18 protein-coding genes are annotated in these 17,265 nt (G+C 65.6%); 13 read left to right on the forward strand and 5 right to left on the reverse strand.

Going from position 1 to position 17,265, the window contains the following annotated elements:
• Positions 1 to 55: 55 nt before the first annotated feature.
• The 3 genes from EYB42_RS03060 to EYB42_RS03070 are packed head-to-tail and all read left to right on the forward strand — an operon-like array spanning position 56 to position 3,479.
• Entirely contained in the window at positions 56 to 715 is a 660-nt protein-coding gene (locus tag EYB42_RS03060; RefSeq protein WP_135448096.1) for a TetR/AcrR family transcriptional regulator, read from the forward strand.
• Positions 712 to 1,899, forward strand: coding sequence for a pyridoxal phosphate-dependent aminotransferase (locus EYB42_RS03065; protein WP_135448098.1), 1,188 nt, complete (start codon positions 712 to 714; stop codon positions 1,897 to 1,899). Before EYB42_RS03060 ends, EYB42_RS03065 begins: the two co-directional genes overlap by 4 nt.
• Positions 1,896 to 3,479 (forward strand): 5-guanidino-2-oxopentanoate decarboxylase, encoded by a 1,584-nt coding sequence (locus tag EYB42_RS03070; protein WP_135448100.1) that lies wholly within the window; start codon positions 1,896 to 1,898, stop codon positions 3,477 to 3,479. Before EYB42_RS03065 ends, EYB42_RS03070 begins: the two co-directional genes overlap by 4 nt.
• Here EYB42_RS03070 and EYB42_RS03075 read toward each other — a convergent pair.
• Positions 3,467 to 4,612 (reverse strand): MFS transporter, encoded by a 1,146-nt coding sequence (locus tag EYB42_RS03075; protein ID WP_135448102.1) that lies wholly within the window; start codon positions 4,610 to 4,612, stop codon positions 3,467 to 3,469. The genes EYB42_RS03070 and EYB42_RS03075 overlap by 13 nt on opposite strands.
• Positions 4,613 to 4,802: 190 nt before the next feature.
• On the opposite strand from EYB42_RS03075, the gene EYB42_RS03080 reads away from it, so the two are divergent.
• Together EYB42_RS03080 and pth are read left to right on the forward strand one after the other, a co-directional pair.
• Positions 4,803 to 5,408 carry a 50S ribosomal protein L25/general stress protein Ctc gene (locus EYB42_RS03080; protein ID WP_135448104.1) on the forward strand — a complete coding sequence of 202 codons (606 nt, stop codon included), beginning with the start codon at positions 4,803 to 4,805 and terminating at the stop codon, positions 5,406 to 5,408.
• Positions 5,409 to 5,605: 197 nt separating this feature from the next.
• Entirely contained in the window at positions 5,606 to 6,280 is a 675-nt protein-coding gene (gene pth / locus EYB42_RS03085) for an aminoacyl-tRNA hydrolase (RefSeq protein WP_135448106.1), read from the forward strand.
• Between the two features lie 37 nt (positions 6,281 to 6,317).
• On the opposite strand, the gene hemN is transcribed toward pth, so the two are convergent.
• The gene (gene hemN, locus EYB42_RS03090) at positions 6,318 to 7,673 is read right to left on the reverse strand and encodes an oxygen-independent coproporphyrinogen III oxidase (protein ID WP_135448108.1); all 1,356 of its coding nucleotides are present in this window, start codon (positions 7,671 to 7,673) and stop codon (positions 6,318 to 6,320) included.
• Between the two features lie 64 nt (positions 7,674 to 7,737).
• On the opposite strand from hemN, the gene fnrL reads away from it, so the two are divergent.
• Positions 7,738 to 8,475, forward strand: coding sequence for a transcriptional regulator FnrL (gene fnrL, locus EYB42_RS03095; protein WP_135448110.1), 738 nt, complete (start codon positions 7,738 to 7,740; stop codon positions 8,473 to 8,475).
• 2 nt (positions 8,476 to 8,477) lie between these two features.
• Positions 8,478 to 9,422: a PhzF family phenazine biosynthesis protein gene (locus EYB42_RS03100; RefSeq protein ID WP_240783942.1), complete on the forward strand. Its 945-nt coding sequence runs from the start codon at positions 8,478 to 8,480 to the stop codon at positions 9,420 to 9,422.
• 47 nt (positions 9,423 to 9,469) lie between these two features.
• Here EYB42_RS03100 and EYB42_RS03105 read toward each other — a convergent pair whose 3' ends face one another.
• From EYB42_RS03105 to EYB42_RS03115, 3 genes are all read right to left on the reverse strand, one after another.
• On the reverse strand, positions 9,470 to 9,901 hold the full coding sequence (locus EYB42_RS03105; RefSeq protein WP_135448112.1) for a hypothetical protein: 432 nt from the start codon (positions 9,899 to 9,901) through the stop codon (positions 9,470 to 9,472).
• On the reverse strand, positions 9,891 to 10,529 hold the full coding sequence (locus EYB42_RS03110; RefSeq protein WP_135448114.1) for a DUF5671 domain-containing protein: 639 nt from the start codon (positions 10,527 to 10,529) through the stop codon (positions 9,891 to 9,893). Before EYB42_RS03110 ends, EYB42_RS03105 begins: the two co-directional genes overlap by 11 nt.
• A 65-nt stretch (positions 10,530 to 10,594) precedes the next feature.
• Positions 10,595 to 11,440 (reverse strand): universal stress protein, encoded by an 846-nt coding sequence (locus EYB42_RS03115; protein WP_135448116.1) that lies wholly within the window; start codon positions 11,438 to 11,440, stop codon positions 10,595 to 10,597.
• 204 nt (positions 11,441 to 11,644) lie between these two features.
• On the opposite strand from EYB42_RS03115, the gene ccoN reads away from it, so the two are divergent.
• The 6 genes from ccoN (at position 11,645) to EYB42_RS03145 (ending at position 17,200) form a co-directional block, all read left to right on the forward strand.
• Positions 11,645 to 13,249 carry a cytochrome-c oxidase, cbb3-type subunit I gene (gene ccoN, locus EYB42_RS03120; protein WP_135448118.1) on the forward strand — a complete coding sequence of 535 codons (1,605 nt, stop codon included), beginning with the start codon at positions 11,645 to 11,647 and terminating at the stop codon, positions 13,247 to 13,249.
• Between the two features lie 15 nt (positions 13,250 to 13,264).
• Positions 13,265 to 14,008: a cytochrome-c oxidase, cbb3-type subunit II gene (gene ccoO, locus EYB42_RS03125; RefSeq protein WP_135448120.1), complete on the forward strand. Its 744-nt coding sequence runs from the start codon at positions 13,265 to 13,267 to the stop codon at positions 14,006 to 14,008.
• Positions 14,009 to 14,021: 13 nt separating this feature from the next.
• Positions 14,022 to 14,213 (forward strand): cbb3-type cytochrome oxidase subunit 3, encoded by a 192-nt coding sequence (locus EYB42_RS03130; protein WP_135448122.1) that lies wholly within the window; start codon positions 14,022 to 14,024, stop codon positions 14,211 to 14,213.
• Positions 14,214 to 14,216: 3 nt separating this feature from the next.
• A complete protein-coding gene (ccoP, locus tag EYB42_RS03135) occupies positions 14,217 to 15,095 on the forward strand; it encodes a cytochrome-c oxidase, cbb3-type subunit III (RefSeq protein WP_135448124.1) in 879 nt (292 codons plus the stop codon).
• 235 nt (positions 15,096 to 15,330) lie between these two features.
• On the forward strand, positions 15,331 to 16,746 hold the full coding sequence (gene ccoG / locus EYB42_RS03140) for a cytochrome c oxidase accessory protein CcoG (RefSeq protein ID WP_135448127.1): 1,416 nt from the start codon (positions 15,331 to 15,333) through the stop codon (positions 16,744 to 16,746).
• Position 16,747: 1 nt separating this feature from the next.
• Positions 16,748 to 17,200 carry a FixH family protein gene (locus tag EYB42_RS03145; protein ID WP_135448129.1) on the forward strand — a complete coding sequence of 151 codons (453 nt, stop codon included), beginning with the start codon at positions 16,748 to 16,750 and terminating at the stop codon, positions 17,198 to 17,200.
• Positions 17,201 to 17,265: the final 65 nt, after the last annotated feature.

Consider the following 17,265-nt stretch of genomic DNA (forward strand, 5'->3'; position numbering starts at 1 on the left):
TTGACTTTGCCCCTGCAAGGCGCAAATTGCCCGCGCGTATAATTGAGGACAGGCCATGGAACCCGCCCGCCGCGTCTATCGCCGCGAAAGCGAGGAAACCCGCCGCGCCGCGCTGATCGCCGCCACGCAGGAGCTTGTTGCCGAGGGCGGGCCCGAAGCCGCGACCGTGCGCGCCATTGCGGCCAGGGCCGGCGTGACGGCCGGGCTGATCCGGCACTATTTCCAGTCGAAGGATGAACTGACCCGTGCGGCCTATCGTGCGCTGATGGACGGAATGACGGCCAAGGGATCGGACGCGCTGGAAGGGGTCGGTGCCTCGCCCGAGGAGCGGCTTGCCGCCTTCGTGGCCGCCTCGCTGCGTCCGCCCGTGCTGGATGTGGGTTCGGTGGTGCTGTGGGCGGGATACATGCACAAGGTCCGCAACGATCCCGAACTTCTGGCCGTGCACGAAGCCGCCTACACGACCTATCGGGACGTTCTGCAATCGCTGATCGCAAGGCTTCCGCGCGAGGCGACCGAGGCCCAGCTGCGCGGCGAGGCCATCGCCTGCAATGCGGTGATCGACGGGCTGTGGATCGAGGGCTCGATCCTGTCCCACACCTTCGCCCCGGGCGAGATCGTGACGCTTGGCCTGAAATCCGTGGGCGCGATCCTCGGGGTCGATCTGATCGCCCATTCCACCATGTTGCCTGATCCGGGAAAGACGCTGGCATGAGATACGCATCCGTTACCGACCGTCTGGCTGGCCTTGGCGGCGCGAAATGGGCGGTACATGCCCGTGCCCGCGCGCTGAAGGCGGCCGGCGAAGAGATCATCGAACTGACGATCGGCGAACCCGACGTTCCCACACCGCAACCGCTCCTCGGGGCGGCGGCGCGCGCGATGCAGTCCGGGCGTACCGGCTATTCCAACGGTCGGGGCGAACCGGGGCTCGTCGTTGCACTGGCCGCGCGCTACACCGCCCGCCGCGGGCGCGAAATCGGGGCTGATCAGGTGATGTGCCTGCCCGGCACCCAGACCGTGCTTTACGGTATCCTGCGCACCCTGGTGGAGGCGGGGGACGAGGTGCTGCTGGGCGACCCGATGTATGCGACCTACGAAGGGCTGATCGCCCAGACCGGCGCGCGCATGGTGCCGGTGCCGCTGCGCCCCGAACACGGCTTCCGCATGCAGGCGGCGGATGTGGCTGCACGCATCACGCCCCGGTCGCGTGTGCTGTTCCTGAACACGCCGCACAACCCGACCGGCGCCGTCCTGCGCCCCGAGGACATCCGTGCGCTGGGCGAGCTGGCCCGAGAACATGATCTCTGGATCGTTTCGGACGAGGTCTACGAGGATCTGGTCTTCCCCGGGGTTTCCTTCACCTCGCCGCTTGACTTTGCCGATCTGGCCGACCGGGTGGTAGTGGCTTCCTCGATTTCCAAGTCGCACGCCGCACCGGGGTTCCGCTCGGGCTGGTGCGTGGGGCCGGCAGAGTTCTGCGAACGCCTGTTGCCGCTTTCGGAAACCATGCTCTTCGGCTCGCAACCCTTCATCGCCGACATGACGGCGCTTGCGGTTTCCCAACCTTCGCCCGTGGCCGCCGGAATGACCGAACGCTTTGCCCGCCGGGCCGGGCTGATCGCAGGGGCGCTGGACGGGACCGCAGGCCTGCGCGTCCACCGGCCAGAGGCGGGAATGTTCGCCCTGGTCGATGTGCGCGCGACCGGGCTTTCGGGCGAGGCTTTCGCCCTTGGCCTGCTTGACCGGGAAAAGGTGGCCGTCATGCCCGGCGAAAGCTTCGGCGCGGGGCTGAACGGGTGGCTGCGGCTCAGCCTGACCCAACCCGACGAGCTGATCACCGAGGCTTGCACCCGTATCGCCGCCCATGCGGCCGGGGCGCTGGAGAACGCAGCATGACCACCGTTGGCATCCGTCTGGTCGAGGGGCTGATCGACCGGGGCATCGAAGTCGTCTTCGGCATTCCCGGCGTCCACACGATCGAACTTTATCGCGGTCTCGCCAAGGCCGGCGACAAGATCCGCCACGTCACCCCCCGGCACGAACAGGGCGCGGGCTTCATGGCGGATGGCTATGCCCGAATTTCGGGCAAGCCGGCCGCGGCCTTCGTCATCACCGGACCCGGGCTGACCAATTGCCTGACCGCTATGGCGCAGGCGCGGGCCGATTCGGTGCCGATGCTGGTCGTCTCCGGGCTTGGGCGCAGCGATACGCTGGGCAAGGGCTGGGGTCGGCTGCACGAGCTGCCCGACCAGGGGGCGATGGTGGCCACGCTTTGCCACACCGAAACCGTGACCGACCCGAAGAAGCTGGGCGAGGTGCTGGACCGCGCCTTCGCCGCGATGACAGCCGGCCGGCCTGGACCGGCCCATATCCAGATTTCCACCAACATGATGGGCCAGCCCTGTCCGGCCCTGCCGCCGCCCGTGGTGGCCGCGGCGGCCGTGCCTCTGCCCATGGGCCGGATGCGCAGCATCGCCACCGCGCTGAACAATGCCGAACGGGTCGTGATCCTGGCCGGCGGCGGCACACGCGGCGCAGAGGACGAGCTGCGCAAGCTGGCCGAGATGCTGGATGCCCCGGTGGTCCTGACCGCGAACGCCCGTGGCGCGATGCACGGCCACCGGCTGGCCGTCCCCGCCTCGCCCAGCCTGAATGCCGTCCGCAAACTGATCGCGGCGGCGGATCAGGTGCTGGCCATCGGCACCGAACTTGGCCCCACGGATTATGATGTCTATGCCAAGGGCGGCGTGCCGGATCTGTCGGGCATGATCCGCATCGACATCTGCGCCGATCAGCTGGCCCGCCATCCAGCCCGCATGGCGATCAAGGCCGATGCCGGACCGATGATGGCGGCCCTTCTGCCGATGCTGCTTCCGGCGAACCGCGAGGGCGCCCACCGGGCCGAGACCACCCGCGCCGCGGCGCTTGCCGAGATGGAAAGCCTGAATCCGGTGCTACTGGATCAGCTGGCCATCGTCGAGTCGATCCGCACGGCCATTCCCGGCGCGATCATCGTCGGTGACAGCACCCAGCCGGTCTATGCCGCAAACCTCTATTACGATCACGACCGCCCGCGCGGCTGGTTCAACGCGGCCACCGGATACGGCGCGCTGGGCTACGCCCCCGGGGCCGCCGTCGGGGCCGCCATCGCGGCCCCCGGCACACCGGTCGTCTGCCTGATCGGCGATGGCGGGCTACAATTCAGCCCCGGCGAATTGCGCACGGCGGTGGATGAAAAGCTGCCCATCACCTATGTCGTCTGGAACAACGCCGGCTTCCGCGAGATCGCCGAGTCGCTGGCGCAGGCCAAGGTCGATCCTATCATCGGCTGCGACCCCTCGCCCTTGGACATGGAACATTTTGCCATGGCATGCGACATGCTGTTTGCGAGGGTTCCGCCCGACCCCGAAGCCCTGGTCGAGATCCTCGCCACGCCGCAGGACGGCCCGCGCTTCCTGGAAGTTCAGGTCCGCTGACGCGCCAGAAGCGGCGCCAGCAGGAAGACGACGCAGACCAGCACGGCGGCCCAGACAAAGGCCATGCGCAGGCCGAATGTGCCCGCGATCAACCCCAGAACCGGCGGGCCGAAGAAATAGCCGAGATAGCCCAGCAGCGTGGCGCGCGCGACAGCGCGCGCCCTGGCCTTCGGGTCACTCAGCTGGCCTACCAGCGAAAAGGCCGTGGGCGCGAGGACCGAAGCCCCGATGCCCATGACGAAGAATCCCAGATAGGCCCCGGCCGGGCTGCCGGCCTGGCTGGCGATGAAGGCGCCGATGCCTGCCACCAGCGCGCCGGCACGCAGCAGCGTATAGGGATCTACCCGCCCGGTCAGCCATTGCCCGCCCAGCCGCGCGAAGCCCATGGTCAGGGCCAGCATGGCTGGACCCAGGGCCCCTTCCTCGGGGCTGCCGCCCAGTGTCTTTTCGATATGCAGCGCCGACCAGTTCTCGGCCGCATTCTCGGTCATGAATGCAATCAGCACGATCCCTCCGCCGATCACGGGCACCAGGCCCAGGGGCAGGGCGCTGCCATCCTTCGGCTTGCGCAACCCTTCGATCCGCCCGTCCGCCTCGACCGACAAGAGCGCGCAGAGCAACCCCAGTCCCGCCATCGTGGCCATCACCCAGCCCGGCCCCCAGCCCGCGCCGCGCAGGATGCCGGTCAGGATCGCGCCGCCTGCATAGCCGAAGGAATAGACCGCGTGGGCCAGGTTCATCAGATGCAGGCCCCGCGCATTCTCCATCGCCGCGACACGGGCGTTCATCAGGACATCGGTCAACCCCGTCGCTGCCCCCGCGCAGGCCATCGCCAGCGGAAAGAGCCAGATCACATGCACCTGCCCCGGCAACGCAAAGCCCAGTGCCATCAGGGCAACCGTCAGGGGCAATGCGACCCGCCCCATCAGCGACCCGAGGATGGGTGCCGCCAGCATGGCACTGATCGCGGCAAGCGGCGTGAAGAACAGAAGAAGGCCCAGCTGCGTCTCATCGACCCCCAGCTGAGCCTTGAGGTCGGGCAGCACGGCGGCAAAACTGCCCCAGAGCACACCCATCGCACCAAAGGCCGCCACGGCGGGACGGGAATAGGCCAGGGTCGACAGGGCGGACATGCGGGGCTCCTTCGCGCGAAGCCGACAGCTAGCCCGGGGTCGCAGGTGCATCCACTCCACCCGCGACCATCCGGCCCGCCGAATGCGACACCGGAACTTCCCGCTTTCCTTCCCGCCGATTCCCCGCTATAGGCCCCCGGTCGCGCCATGCACCCTTGGAGGATGGCGGACCTAACACTGGAGAAAACCAATGGCACGCCAGATCATCGATCTCGTCGCCGAGGTACGGACGGGGACAGGCAAGGGGGCCGCCCGTCAAGCCCGTCGTGAGGGCTACGTACCCGGCATCATCTACGGCGATGGGCAGGAACCCACGCCGATCAAGGTGAAATACAACTACCTGCTGACCAAGCTGAAGCAGGGCCGCTTCCTGCAGACGCTCTTCAACCTCAAGGTCGAAGGCCAGCCGGACGTGCATGTCATTTGCCGCGGCGTGCAGCGCGACGTGGTCAAGGATCTGCCGACGCATGTCGATTTCATGCGCATCCATGACGACAGCCGCATCAACCTGTTCATCCACGTCGAATTCGTGAACCAGGACGCGAGCCCCGGCCTGAAGCGCGGTGGCGTGCTGACTGTGGTTCGCCCGGAAGTCGAACTGGAAGTCACCGCCGGCGACATTCCCGACCACATCACGGTCGATCTGACCGGCAAGGTCATCGGCGACGTGATCCACATCAACGATGTGGTGCTGCCGAAGGGCGCGAAGCCGACCATCGCGCGGAACTTCGTGATCGCGAACATTGCTGCGCCTTCGGGCCTTGTGGCCGAGGAAGCCGCCGAAGCCGGCGCCTGAGTATTGCGATCCCACAGATGTTGCGGGGGGCCTTCGGGCCCCCCGTCCGCTTTCAGAAACCATGGGCCGATCATGCCGCCGCAGGGGCAGGATGCCACGCGACCTACCGCCCGCACGGCCAGGTTCCGCCCCCCTCAAGGTTGAGCCCTGCCCGCCCCCGGTCTATATCCGGCTGGGCAACAGGCGGGGGCGGTCAGGTGAAGCTGTTCGTGGGGCTCGGCAATCCGGGGCCGAAATATGCCGGCAACCGGCACAACATCGGCTTCATGGCCGTTGACCGGATCGCTGCCGACCATGACTTCACCCCGTGGCGCAAGGCGTTTCAGGGGCTGGTCAGCGAAGGCCGGCTGGGCACGGAAAAGGTTGCGCTGCTGAAGCCCGAAACCTTCATGAACCTCTCGGGCCAGTCGGTTCAGGCTGCCGTAGCCTTCTGGAAGCTGCCGCTGAGCGATGTCATCGTATTTCACGACGAACTGGACCTTGCCCCCGGCAAGCTGCGGCTGAAGCAGGGCGGCGGCCATGCCGGGCACAACGGCCTGCGCTCGATCAGCGCCCATCTGGGCGACGGCTATGGGCGTGTGCGGCTGGGGATCGGGCGCCCCGGCCACAAGGATGCCGTGGCTGCCTATGTGCTGCACGATTTCGCGAAGACGGATCAGGACTGGCTTGAAAACCTGCTCTGCGGCATTTCGGAAGGGGCCGAGGCGCTGGCCATGGGCGACGGGCAGAAATTCATGAACGCGGTTTCGCTGCGCACCTCTCCGCCCCGGTCATCGACCACAAGGGAAAGGACCGATCCCCCCGCCCCGCCGGCGCAACCGGCTGAAGATACCCGCAGCCCGATGCAGCGGCTGCTGGACCGGTTCCGCTGACCGCAGGGGCATTGCACCGCACAGTCGGCCAAGCGCACTAAACCGCCGAGGAATGCCTTGCCTGGGCCGAATCATAGGCGTCGAAGGCCCGCGCGATCATTCGGGTCAGGGGCTTCGCACGCTCCGGGATCGCGAAGGTTTCGTCGGTAAGGCGGACCATGTCGCCGAACTGGCCGACTGCCTTCTGGAACATCGCGTCCAGCCGGGCCGGCGTCACGTCGAAGTCGCGCAGCAATTCCGCCTTCGACACGGCAAAGTCGCACATCAATGCCTCGATGATCCGGGCGCGCAGCGTGTCCTCACCCGCGAAGGCATGGCCGCGGTGGGTCGAGAACTGACCCTCGCGGATCGCCTTGGCATGGGCGGCAGTGGCGCTGGCATTCTGGGCAAAACCCTGCGGGAACCGGCTGATCGCCGATGCCCCCAGCCCGATCAGCACCGACGCCGGATCATCAGTATAGCCCTGGAAGTTGCGCCGCAGCCTGCCCGCCCGTTGCGCCCGTGCCAGGCCGTCCTCGGGTTTGGCGAAATGGTCGATGCCGATTTCCTGATACCCGTCCCAGAGGAACAGCTGCCGGGCGGTCTCGAACAGCGACAGCCGCTCCTCGGGCGTGGGCATCGCGTCGGACGGGATCATCTGCTGACGGCGGCTCATCCAGGGCACATGGGCATAGCCGTAAAGCGCCACCCGGTCCGGCGCGAGCGTCAAGAGCTTCTGCACCGAATCCGCGATCCGCGGGCCGGTCTGGCTGGGCAGGCCATAAAGGATGTCGGCATTCAGGCTGGCCACACCGCGCGCCCTGATGCGTTCGGCGACATCGCGGGTCAGGGCATAGCTCTGTTCCCGTCCGATCATCTTCTGAATCAGGGGGTCGAAATCCTGCACCCCGATCGAGGCCCGGTTCATCCCGGCCCGTGCAAGCGCGTCCAGACGCGGATCATCGATCTCGTTGGGGTCGATCTCGACCGAGAACTCGCCCCCCGGCGCCATGGGTGCCACCTCGAACACCGCCTCGGCCAGCATCTCGATCCGGTCGGCCGACAACAGCGTCGGCGTCCCGCCGCCCCAGTGCAGCCGGCTCAACGTCACGCGCTGCGGCAGATGTTCGCGCAGCATCGCCAGTTCGGCGATCAGCGTCTCGACATAGGCATTCACCGGCTCGTCCGAGGTGGTCCCCTGCGTGCGGCAGGCACAGAACCAGCACAACCTGCGACAGAAAGGCACATGCAGGTACAGCGATATCTCGCTGCCCGCGGGAATTGCGGCGATCCAGCTGGCAAACTCCCCAGGTCCTACGCCGGATCCGAAGTGCGGCGCAGTGGGATAGGAGGTGTAACGCGGCACACGCGCGTCAAATAGCCCGAGACGAGCGAGTTGCGGATCGTGGGTCATCTGATTAGGCTATTGAATTAAGAGGTGATACTCTTTGACGCAGATCAAGTGACAGGAGCGGGACATGCAGGATCATTCGACCCATGTGCAATGCTCGGAATGCCCGATCCGTCACCGTGCGGTCTGTGCCAAGTGCGAATCGGACGAACTGTCCAGACTGGAGCAGATCAAGTATTACCGCAGCTTCCAGGCGGGCCAGACCATCATCTGGTCCGGCGACCGCATGGATTTCGTGGGTTCCGTCGTCACCGGTATCGCAACCCTGACCCAGACGATGGAGGACGGCCGGCGGCAGATGGTTGGGCTGTTGCTGCCGTCGGATTTCGTGGGGCGGCCGGGCAGGTCGGTCGCGGCCTATGACGTGACGGCGACCACCGATCTGGTGATGTGCTGCTTCCGCAAGAAGCCCTTCGAAGACATGATGGCCGCCACCCCGCACATCGCCCAGCGCCTGCTGGAGATGACGCTGGACGAACTGGACGCTGCGCGGGAATGGATGCTTCTGCTCGGGCGCAAGACCGCGCGGGAAAAGATCGCCTCGCTGATCTCGATCATCGCCCGGCGCGAGGCTGCGCTGCATCTGCGCAAGCCAAAGGGGATGCTGTCGGTTGACCTGCCCCTTACGCGCGAGGAAATGGCCGACTACCTGGGCCTGACGCTGGAAACCGTCAGCCGCCAGATCAGCGCGCTGAAGAAGGACGGGGTGATCGCCCTGGAAGGCAACCGCCATGTCCAGATCCCCGACATCGACCGGCTGCTGGAAGAGGCGGGCGACGACAGCGACGGCGGCATGCTGGTCTAGCCATGCCGGCACCGATGCTGGCGTTCCATACCTGGGACGTCTTCACTGACCGTCCCTTTGCTGGCAACCCTCTTGCCATCGTGCTTGGCGCCAATGACCTGACGCCGCCGCAGATGCAGACCATCGCCCGCGAATTCAACCTATCCGAGACGATCTTCGTCCAGCCGCCCCGAAACCCGGCAAATACCGCGCGTGTCCGCATCTTCTTTCCCACGGCGGAAATTCCCTTTGCGGGCCACCCGACCATCGGCTGCGCGATCCATCTGGCCTGCGCGACAGAGGCGGGCGATTTCGAACGGAACCTGATCCTGGAGGAAGAGGCAGGGCCGGTCCCGGTACGGGTCTGGCGCCAGGGCGGCACGACGGGGGCAGAGTTCGTGGCCCCCGTCTTACCGCACGGGGTAACCGACGCACCCGATCAAGCGACGGCGCTGGAAGCTGGGCGTCTGGCGGCCGCGCTTGGGCTGGAGGAGGCAGAGATCGGCTTCGGCGCGCAGCGACCTGGCCTCTGGCAGGGCGGGCCGAGGTTCCTTTACGTCCCGGTTGCAGGTCTTGACGCCCTGTCCCGTGCGCGACCGATCGAGCCATTCTGGTCAAGACAGATGCAGGCGGCGGGGGTGGACAGCATGTATCTGTACACGCCCGGAAGCGGATCCGACTACCGCGCGCGGATGTTCTCGCCCGCTGCGGGTATCCCGGAGGATCCGGCCACCGGTTCGGCCAGCGCGATCCTCGCCGCACAGCTTCTTTCCAGCGGAGCGCTGCCTGAGGGCGAAGCCCGGCTGGCCCTGCACCAGGGGGTAGAGATGGGACGACCAAGCCGGATCGGCCTGACGACCGTCGTCAGCGGCGGCGTACTGAAAGAGGTCCGGGTCGCCGGCAGCGCAGTGCCGGTCAGCGAGGGACGGATCAGGGTGCCCATGGTCCAGGGCAAGGGCCGATCGTGAGCACCGGAAGATAGGCCCGCCAGTGCACCGGAACCGGCCTTGCGGGCTCAGCGGAACCAGCCGTAAGCGCAGCCGGTTTCCGGATCGAACAACGCGCCGAACCATCCGTCATCGTTGAGGCGATGCGTGCGCGCTGCATCATGGAAGGTGGCGCAGACCGAAAAGTCGTGATCATCTTTCCGGGCATAGGTGTAGGGCTTTCCGGTTTCATCATCGATCAGGTCTTCAGCCGAAATCCCGGCGCTGCTGCAATGGACCCGCAGCGCTTCGACGGTCAGCTCGGCCGGCAATGCGCTGCCCGGAGTGCGGAAGCCCTGCTCGCACAGAAGAGCGCGGGCAAGCCTGCCCAGCTCCAGGTAGCGTTGCCTGTCGAACTTGTCGCGCTGGCCCTGAACCGGCCCTCCGACGATCAGGAATCCCCCGACCACGGCAGCACCTATGGCTGCAATCGCCAGGGCCAGAAGCAGCCTACCGCTCATCGGCGCGTTCCTCGATGTCGCGCAGATAGAAGGCGAAGATCGCGCCGCTGACGAGGGCGACGGTCAGGGCCTTCAGCACGAAGCGCAGCGTCGCCTCGCCGGTCAGAAAGCTGTAAATCACATAGACAGCATCACCGAAGAACACCAGGGCCGCGCCAAAGAGCGCCAGGTAGGTCAGCCACTTGCGCGCTGGCGACCACCGCTGTCCGACGTCGCGCCGGATCTGACGGCGGATGTAGTGGGTCATCCAGGCATATACGGGCGTGAAGACCAGAAGTGCGGCAATCGACCAGCGGATGCTGTCCGTCACATACCGCTCCTCGCGGTCGGCGGTCGGGTCGGGTAGGGCCAGGTCCAGGATCCCGTGGACGAGACTGACAAGATTGAAGGCAACGAAGCACAGGCTGGCAAACAGCAGCAGATGTAGGAACGTGTCTCGTGCGGTCAGGTGCTGCCGCGGTCGCGGCACGGGCGGGGCGAAGTCGGTCGCCGCGAAGGCGTCCAGGGATTCGGTGATTTCCGGTTTCGACCAGCCCGCCTCGGCCAGGGTGGCGCGGATCTCCTCGCGCGAGCGACCGGCAGAAAGCGCATCGTGTACGAACTGCAGCAGACGGTCGTCAACAGACATGGCGTGTCTGTTCCCTTTGCGGAACCGATGAAACCGGCGGCCGAGGCGTCCCGCCGGCCCCTTGATCAATGCGCCAGGAAAACCGGCACCTCGGCCTTTTCCAGCATGTCGCGCGTGGCGCCGCCCAGAATGGCCTCGCGGAAGCGCGAATGGCCGTAGGCGCCCATCACCAACAGGTCGGCATTCGTATCGCGCAAGTGGCGCACCAGAACGTCCGACACACGCGGCAGGGTCTTGGCCAGAACCGTCACTTCGGCCCTGACACCGTGGCGCACCAGCATCTGGCAGAGTAGCCCGCCCGGGTCCGAACGCTCCGGCCCGTGGGTCGGCGGATCGATCACCACGATCTGCACATTGTCGGCCCTGCGCAGGAACGGAAGAGAGCGACGGGCAGCGACAAGTGCCTCGCGGCTCTGGTTCCAGGCAACGACGATGCGGCGCGGATCGGCCGTAGCCATGCCCTTCGGCGGCACGACCAGCACCGGGGCCATGCCTTCGAAGAGCGCAGCCTCGATCACCGCCTCGTCCTCGACCCCGCGGCCTTCGCCATAGGGCAGCGGCAGGACCACCAGATCGGCATAGCGCGCCCGGGCGGCCACGACCTCGGTCAGGGCGCCAAGCTGGGTCACGGCCGTATCGACCGCATAGCGCAGGTCCGGCGACTGGGCATTCATCGCGTCATTCATCGCCTTTTCGGTCACGCGCGCTTCTTCCTCGGCACGCTCCATCGCGGCGGCGATCATCACGGCACCCGACCCGACATAGGAATAGCCGATCTGTGTCCGGTCGACGCCAAGGACCAGCGCATCCAGATGCGCGTCTGTCCGAACGGCGATCTGCGCTGCTGCGGATACTACCGGCAAGAGCCCCTCGGAAGAGGTCGCGACAGTCAGAAGGGATTTGTAGGCCATGGGTAAACTCCCGTTTGGAATGCCCGATCATCACACCGAGGCTGCGCCCGCACCTTGACCAAGGTCAACCCCCTTCGGCGAAGGGATTGACGCAGATCAAGGCGACTATCGCCGCCGCACCGCAGAAGTCACACTGTCGGAGTGTCTGGCACGGGTCCGACTCGTATCGCATCTGGCCAGGCAGACAGGACGAAGGGACACAAAATGTGGGATTACCTCAAACTGGCCGGGCTTGGCCTTGTCGCGGTCCTCGCCGCGATAGCCGCCAACTATGCCCGCGACCTGGCCTATCAGGTCAACGCGATCACGGTGATGCTGGCAGCGGGCATCGCCTTTCTCTGGGTGCTGCGGACGGCAGGAGATCCGAAGCCGGACCTCAGCCATGAATACATGGACGGGGTCGTGCGCGCCGGCGCCATCGCCACCACCTTCTGGGGGGTGATCGGGTTTCTGGTCGGAGTGGTCATCGCCTTCCAGCTGGCCTATCCGCAACTGAACTTCGACTGGCTTCAGGGCTACGGCAACTTCGGCCGGCTGCGCCCGCTGCACACCAGCGCCGTCATCTTCGCCTTCGGCGGCAACGCGCTGATCATGTCGTCGTTCTACATCGTCCAGCGCACCTGCGCGACGCGTCTGTGGGGCGGCAGCACCGCGTGGTTCGTGTTCTGGGGCTGGCAGCTGATCATCGTCCTGGCGGCAACCGGCTACATTCTGGGCGGCACGCAGTCCAAGGAATATGCCGAGCCGGTCTGGTATGTGGACTGGCTGATCACCGTGGTCTGGGTGGCCTTCCTTGCGATCTTCATGGGCACGCTGTTCAAACGGAAAGAGCCGCACATCTACGTCGCCAACTGGTTCCTTCTGTCCTTCATCGTCACCATTGCCATGCTGCATGTGGTGAACAACATGGCGATCCCCGTGTCCATCTTCGGATCGACCTCAGTGCAGGTCACGGCCGGGGTGCAGGACGCCATGATCCAGTGGTGGTATGGCCACAACGCCGTGGGCTTCTTCCTGACGGCGGGCTTCCTGGGCATGATGTACTACTTCGTGCCGAAACAGGCCGAGCGTCCCGTTTACAGCTACAAGCTGTCGATCATCCACTTCTGGGCGCTGATCTTCCTGTATATCTGGGCGGGTCCCCACCACCTGCACTACACTGCTCTGCCCGACTGGGCCTCGACCCTGGGCATGGTGTTCTCGGTCATCCTCTGGATGCCGTCCTGGGGCGGCATGATCAACGGCCTGATGACCCTGTCCGGCGCCTGGGACAAGCTGCGCACCGACCCGATCATCCGCATGATGGTCGTCTCCATCGGCTTCTACGGCATGTCCACCTTCGAGGGCCCGATGATGTCGATCAAGGCGGTGAACTCGCTGTCGCACTACACCGACTGGACCATCGGCCACGTCCATTCCGGCGCGCTCGGCTGGAACGGCATGATCACCTTCGGCGCGCTCTATTTCCTCGTGCCGCGCCTGTGGAACCGCGAGCGGCTCTACAGCCTGTCGCTGGTCAGCTGGCACTTCTGGCTCGCCACCATCGGCATCGTGCTTTACGCCTCGTCCATGTGGGTCACCGGCATCATGGAAGGCCTGATGTGGCGCGAGGTCGATGCGAACGGCTTCCTCGTGAACGCCTTCGCCGACACCGTGGCTGCGAAGTTCCCGATGTATGTGGTGCGCGCGCTGGGCGGAACGCTCTACCTGACCGGGGCGATCATCATGGCCTGGAACCTCTGGATGACGGTGAAGGCCCAGCCGGCAAAAGCCCCGGTGAACGCCAACAACGCCGTTCCGGCCGAATAGGGAAAGGGATCGCAAATGGCTTTCCTTGACAAGCACAAGGCAATCGAGACCCACGCCACGCTGCTTCTGGTCCTGGCCTTCCTGGTCGTGACCGTCGGGGGCATCGTGCAGATCGTGCCGCTGTTCTATCTGGAGAACACGATCGAAAAGGTGGAAGGGGTGCGCCCCTACACGCCGCTCGAACTGGCCGGGCGCGACGTCTACATCCGCGAAGGCTGCTATGTCTGCCACAGCCAGATGATCCGCCCGATGCGGGACGAGGTCGAACGCTACGGCCACTACAGCCTGGCGGCCGAGTCGATGTATGACCATCCGTTCCAGTGGGGGTCGAAGCGCACCGGGCCGGATCTGGCGCGGGTCGGCGGGCGCTATTCCGACGAATGGCACCAGGACCACTTCCGCAATGCGAAGTCGGTCGTGCCGGAATCGGTGATGCCGCCCTATGGCTTCCTGTTCAACCGGGTGATCGACGGGCGCTACATCCGCGATTCGCTGGAGACCCATGCCCTGGTCGGCGTGCCCTATACCGAAGAGATGATCGCAAATGCCCAGGCCGACTTCGCGGCGCAGGCAGATCCGATGGGCGACAGTTCGGGGCTTGAGGCGCGCTATGGCGCCGATGCCTTCGGCACACCGGTGAATGTGCGCAACTTCGACGGCCAGCCCCAGCTGACCGAGGCGGACGCGCTGATCGCCTACATCCAGGTGCTGGGCACGATGGTCGATTTCTCGACCTATACGCCCGTGGCGAACCGGTAAGGGGAGGGCAGGCATGGAAACCTACACCTTCCTGCGCCAACTGGCCGACAGCTGGTTTCTGCTGGCCATGACGCTGGTCTTCCTCGGTGTCTGTGTCTGGGCCTTCCGGCCCGGCAGCCGGGCGATGCACCGGGATGTCGCGAACTCGATCTTCCGCCATGACGACCGTCCGGCGGAAGCCAACCCTGCCAAGAAGGAGGCCTAGCCCATGTGCGCCAAGCCAATCAGGAAAGAGCCGCGGCAGGTGGAAACGACCGGCCACGAATGGGATGGCATTCAGGAATGGAACAACCCGCTGCCGCGCTGGTGGGTCTGGGTGTTCTATGCCACGATCATCTGGGGGATCGGCTACACCATCGCCTATCCCGCCTGGCCGCTGCTGAAGGAGGCGACGCCGGGCCTTCTGGGAGCCTCGACGCGTGCCGATGTTGCGGCCGAGATCGCCCGCGTCGATGCCGCCAACGCCGCAATCAAAGAGCGGCTGATCGCCGCCGACCTGAATGCCATCGGTGCGGACCCGGAGCTTGCCAACTACGCCCAGAATGCAGGCGCTGCAGTCTTCCGCACCAATTGCGTCCAGTGTCACGGGGCGGGGGCGAACGGCTTCGCAGGCAAGGGCTATCCAAGCCTGATCGACAACGACTGGCTCTGGGGCGGCACGATGGAGGATATCTACCTGACCATCTCCCACGGCATCCGCAACACCACCGACCCGGACGCGCGCTATTCGATGATGCCGGCCTTCGGGAAGGACGGGTTGCTCGAGCCCGACCAGATCGCCCAGGTGGTCGAACATGTCCTTGCGATCTCGGGGCAGGAACATGATGCGACGCTTGCAGCGGCGGGGGCCACGGTCTTTGCCGAGAACTGCGCCGCGTGCCACATGGAAGACGGGTCGGGCGACAGGACCCAGGGTGCACCCAGGTTGAACGACGCGATCTGGCTGTATGGCGGGACGCGCGAGGCCATCACCGAGACGGTCGTCAACGCCCGCTTCGGCGTGATGCCGAACTGGAACACCCGCCTCAGCGAAGACCAGATCCGCGCCGTGGCCTTCTACGTCCACGGCAAGGGCGGCGGCGAATAGTCCGTAACGAGTTGTGCGTAACGAGTGAAGACATGGAAAGGGGCCTTCGGGCCCCTTTCCTGCATGGCGCAGCGCGGGCTGACCCGGGCTTGCAGCGCCCGACGCATCCGTTTGTGGCACCATGTCGCATTCGAACTGCCGGGTTCGGCACGCTTATTGATGCAGGTCAATGCCGGGCGGCCCACAATGCCCGATGGCAAACATGAGTTGCGCGCCTGCGCCAGGAGTTTTCGTCGTGTCCAATCCCGAATCCCCCCCCAGCCTCTACGCCGCCCGAGAGCCGGTGTTCCCGCGCCGGGTGAAGGGCACCTTCCGCACCCTGAAGTGGTGGATCATGGCGGTCACCCTTGGCATCTACTACATCACGCCCTGGATCCGCTGGGACCGCGGGCCCTCGCTGCCCGATCAGGCGGTACTGGTCGATCTGGCCAACCGCCGCTTCTTCTTCTTCATGATCGAGATCTGGCCGCACGAATTCTACTTTGTCGCGGGGCTTCTGATCATGGCGGGGCTGGGGCTGTTCCTGTTCACCTCCGCCGCGGGGCGGGTCTGGTGCGGCTATGCCTGCCCGCAGACGGTGTGGACCGACCTGTTCATCCTGGTCGAGCGATGGATCGAGGGCGACCGCAACGCCCGCATCCGGCTGTTCCGGCAGAAATGGGATGCGGAAAAGATCCGCAAGCGTGCGATCAAATGGACGGTCTGGTTCCTGATCGGGCTGGCCACCGGTGGGGCGTGGATCTTCTATTTCACCGACGCACCGACACTTCTGCGCGATCTGTTGACCGGACAGGCGCACCCTGTTGCCTACATCACCATGCTGATCCTGACGCTGACCACCTTCGCTTTCGGCGGTTTCGCGAGGGAACAGATCTGCATCTACGCCTGCCCCTGGCCGCGCATCCAGGCAGCGATGATGGACGAGGACACGTTGACCATCGGCTACCGCGAATGGCGGGGCGAGCCGCGCGGCAAGCTCGGCACACCCGGCGCGGGCGACTGCATCGACTGCATGGCCTGCGTCAATGTCTGCCCCATGGGCATCGACATCCGCAACGGCCAGCAACTGGCCTGCATCACCTGCGGGCTGTGCATCGACGCCTGCAACGACGTGATGGACAAGATCGGCAAGCCCCGCAACCTGATCGGCTATCTGGCATTGACCGACGAGACGCGCGAACGGGCCGGTCAGCCGCCGAAGAACGTCTGGAGCCATGTGTTCCGCGTCAGGACCGTGCTTTACACGCTTCTCTGGGCAGGGGTCGGCGTGGGGCTGATCGTGGCGCTGTTCATGCGCTCGCCCATCGATGTGAATGTGACGCCGGAACGCAACCCGACCTATGTGCTGCTCTCCGATGGCAGCATACGCAACGCCTATGAACTGCGTCTGCGCAACAAGCAGGGCACCGACGCGCGCTTCACCATCGCCGTCACCTCGGATGCCTTTGTGACCCTGTCGCTGGAAGGTGTCGACGGGCTGACCGTCACCGTTCCGGCGAACGAAACCAAGTCGCAGCGCGTGTACCTGACAGCGCCCCCCGGCAGCCGTGCCGCGACCAGCGAAAGGACCGACGTGCGTCTGTGGGTCGAGGAACAGGGGACGACGAACCGCGTCTATCATGATACGATCTTCAACGGGACTGGAGAGTAGGATGGCCGAGCTGAAGGGAAAGCATGTGCTGGCAATCACGGTGGGCTCTTTCGTCGTGATCATCGCGGTCAACCTGACGCTGGCCTTCAAGGCGGTGAGCACCTTTCCGGGTCTCGAGGTGAAGAATTCCTACGTTGCAGGCCAGGGCTTCAATGCGCGCAAGGCCGCGCAAGAGGCACTGGGCTGGACACTGGCGCCGAAGTATTCCGACGGGCGGGTAGAACTGGCCTTCACCGACCGTGACGGTCTGCCTGTGCGGGTTGACGACCTGCAGGTGCTGATCGGACGGACGACCGAGGCCGCGAACGATGTCTGGCCCGAATTCGTGCTGGCGGGGGATGTGTATTTCGCCCGCGTCGATCTGGCGCGCGGAAAGTGGATGGTGAAGGTCACCGCCCGGGCACCCGACGGCACGCTATTCGAACAGCGGTCCGAACTTTTCGTGCAGGGCTGATTCATGACCGGCGATGCATCCCTGATCTGCCGGGCGCGTCCCTTCCACCGCTGCGGGGAAGGAAT

The organism is Tabrizicola caldifontis, from assembly GCF_004762095.1.
Taxonomy (GTDB): Bacteria; Pseudomonadota; Alphaproteobacteria; order Rhodobacterales; family Rhodobacteraceae; genus Tabrizicola; species Tabrizicola caldifontis.

What these genes read in the sequence shown, in the direction of transcription:
- EYB42_RS03060 (WP_135448096.1), top strand. Translation starts at nt 56, where the DNA reads ATGGAACCCGCCCGCCGCGTCTATCGCCGCGAAAGCGAGGAAACCCGC.
- EYB42_RS03065 (WP_135448098.1), top strand. Translation starts at nt 712, where the DNA reads ATGAGATACGCATCCGTTACCGACCGTCTGGCTGGCCTTGGCGGCGCG.
- EYB42_RS03070 (WP_135448100.1), top strand. Translation starts at nt 1,896, where the DNA reads ATGACCACCGTTGGCATCCGTCTGGTCGAGGGGCTGATCGACCGGGGC.
- EYB42_RS03075 (WP_135448102.1), bottom strand. Translation starts at nt 4,612, where the DNA reads ATGTCCGCCCTGTCGACCCTGGCCTATTCCCGTCCCGCCGTGGCGGCC.
- EYB42_RS03080 (WP_135448104.1), top strand. Translation starts at nt 4,803, where the DNA reads ATGGCACGCCAGATCATCGATCTCGTCGCCGAGGTACGGACGGGGACA.
- hemN (WP_135448108.1), bottom strand. Translation starts at nt 7,673, where the DNA reads ATGACCCACGATCCGCAACTCGCTCGTCTCGGGCTATTTGACGCGCGT.
- fnrL (WP_135448110.1), top strand. Translation starts at nt 7,738, where the DNA reads ATGCAGGATCATTCGACCCATGTGCAATGCTCGGAATGCCCGATCCGT.
- EYB42_RS03100 (WP_240783942.1), top strand. Translation starts at nt 8,478, where the DNA reads ATGCCGGCACCGATGCTGGCGTTCCATACCTGGGACGTCTTCACTGAC.
- EYB42_RS03105 (WP_135448112.1), bottom strand. Translation starts at nt 9,901, where the DNA reads ATGAGCGGTAGGCTGCTTCTGGCCCTGGCGATTGCAGCCATAGGTGCT.
- EYB42_RS03110 (WP_135448114.1), bottom strand. Translation starts at nt 10,529, where the DNA reads ATGTCTGTTGACGACCGTCTGCTGCAGTTCGTACACGATGCGCTTTCT.
- EYB42_RS03115 (WP_135448116.1), bottom strand. Translation starts at nt 11,440, where the DNA reads ATGGCCTACAAATCCCTTCTGACTGTCGCGACCTCTTCCGAGGGGCTC.
- ccoN (WP_135448118.1), top strand. Translation starts at nt 11,645, where the DNA reads ATGTGGGATTACCTCAAACTGGCCGGGCTTGGCCTTGTCGCGGTCCTC.
- ccoO (WP_135448120.1), top strand. Translation starts at nt 13,265, where the DNA reads ATGGCTTTCCTTGACAAGCACAAGGCAATCGAGACCCACGCCACGCTG.
- EYB42_RS03130 (WP_135448122.1), top strand. Translation starts at nt 14,022, where the DNA reads ATGGAAACCTACACCTTCCTGCGCCAACTGGCCGACAGCTGGTTTCTG.
- ccoP (WP_135448124.1), top strand. Translation starts at nt 14,217, where the DNA reads ATGTGCGCCAAGCCAATCAGGAAAGAGCCGCGGCAGGTGGAAACGACC.
- EYB42_RS03145 (WP_135448129.1), top strand. Translation starts at nt 16,748, where the DNA reads ATGGCCGAGCTGAAGGGAAAGCATGTGCTGGCAATCACGGTGGGCTCT.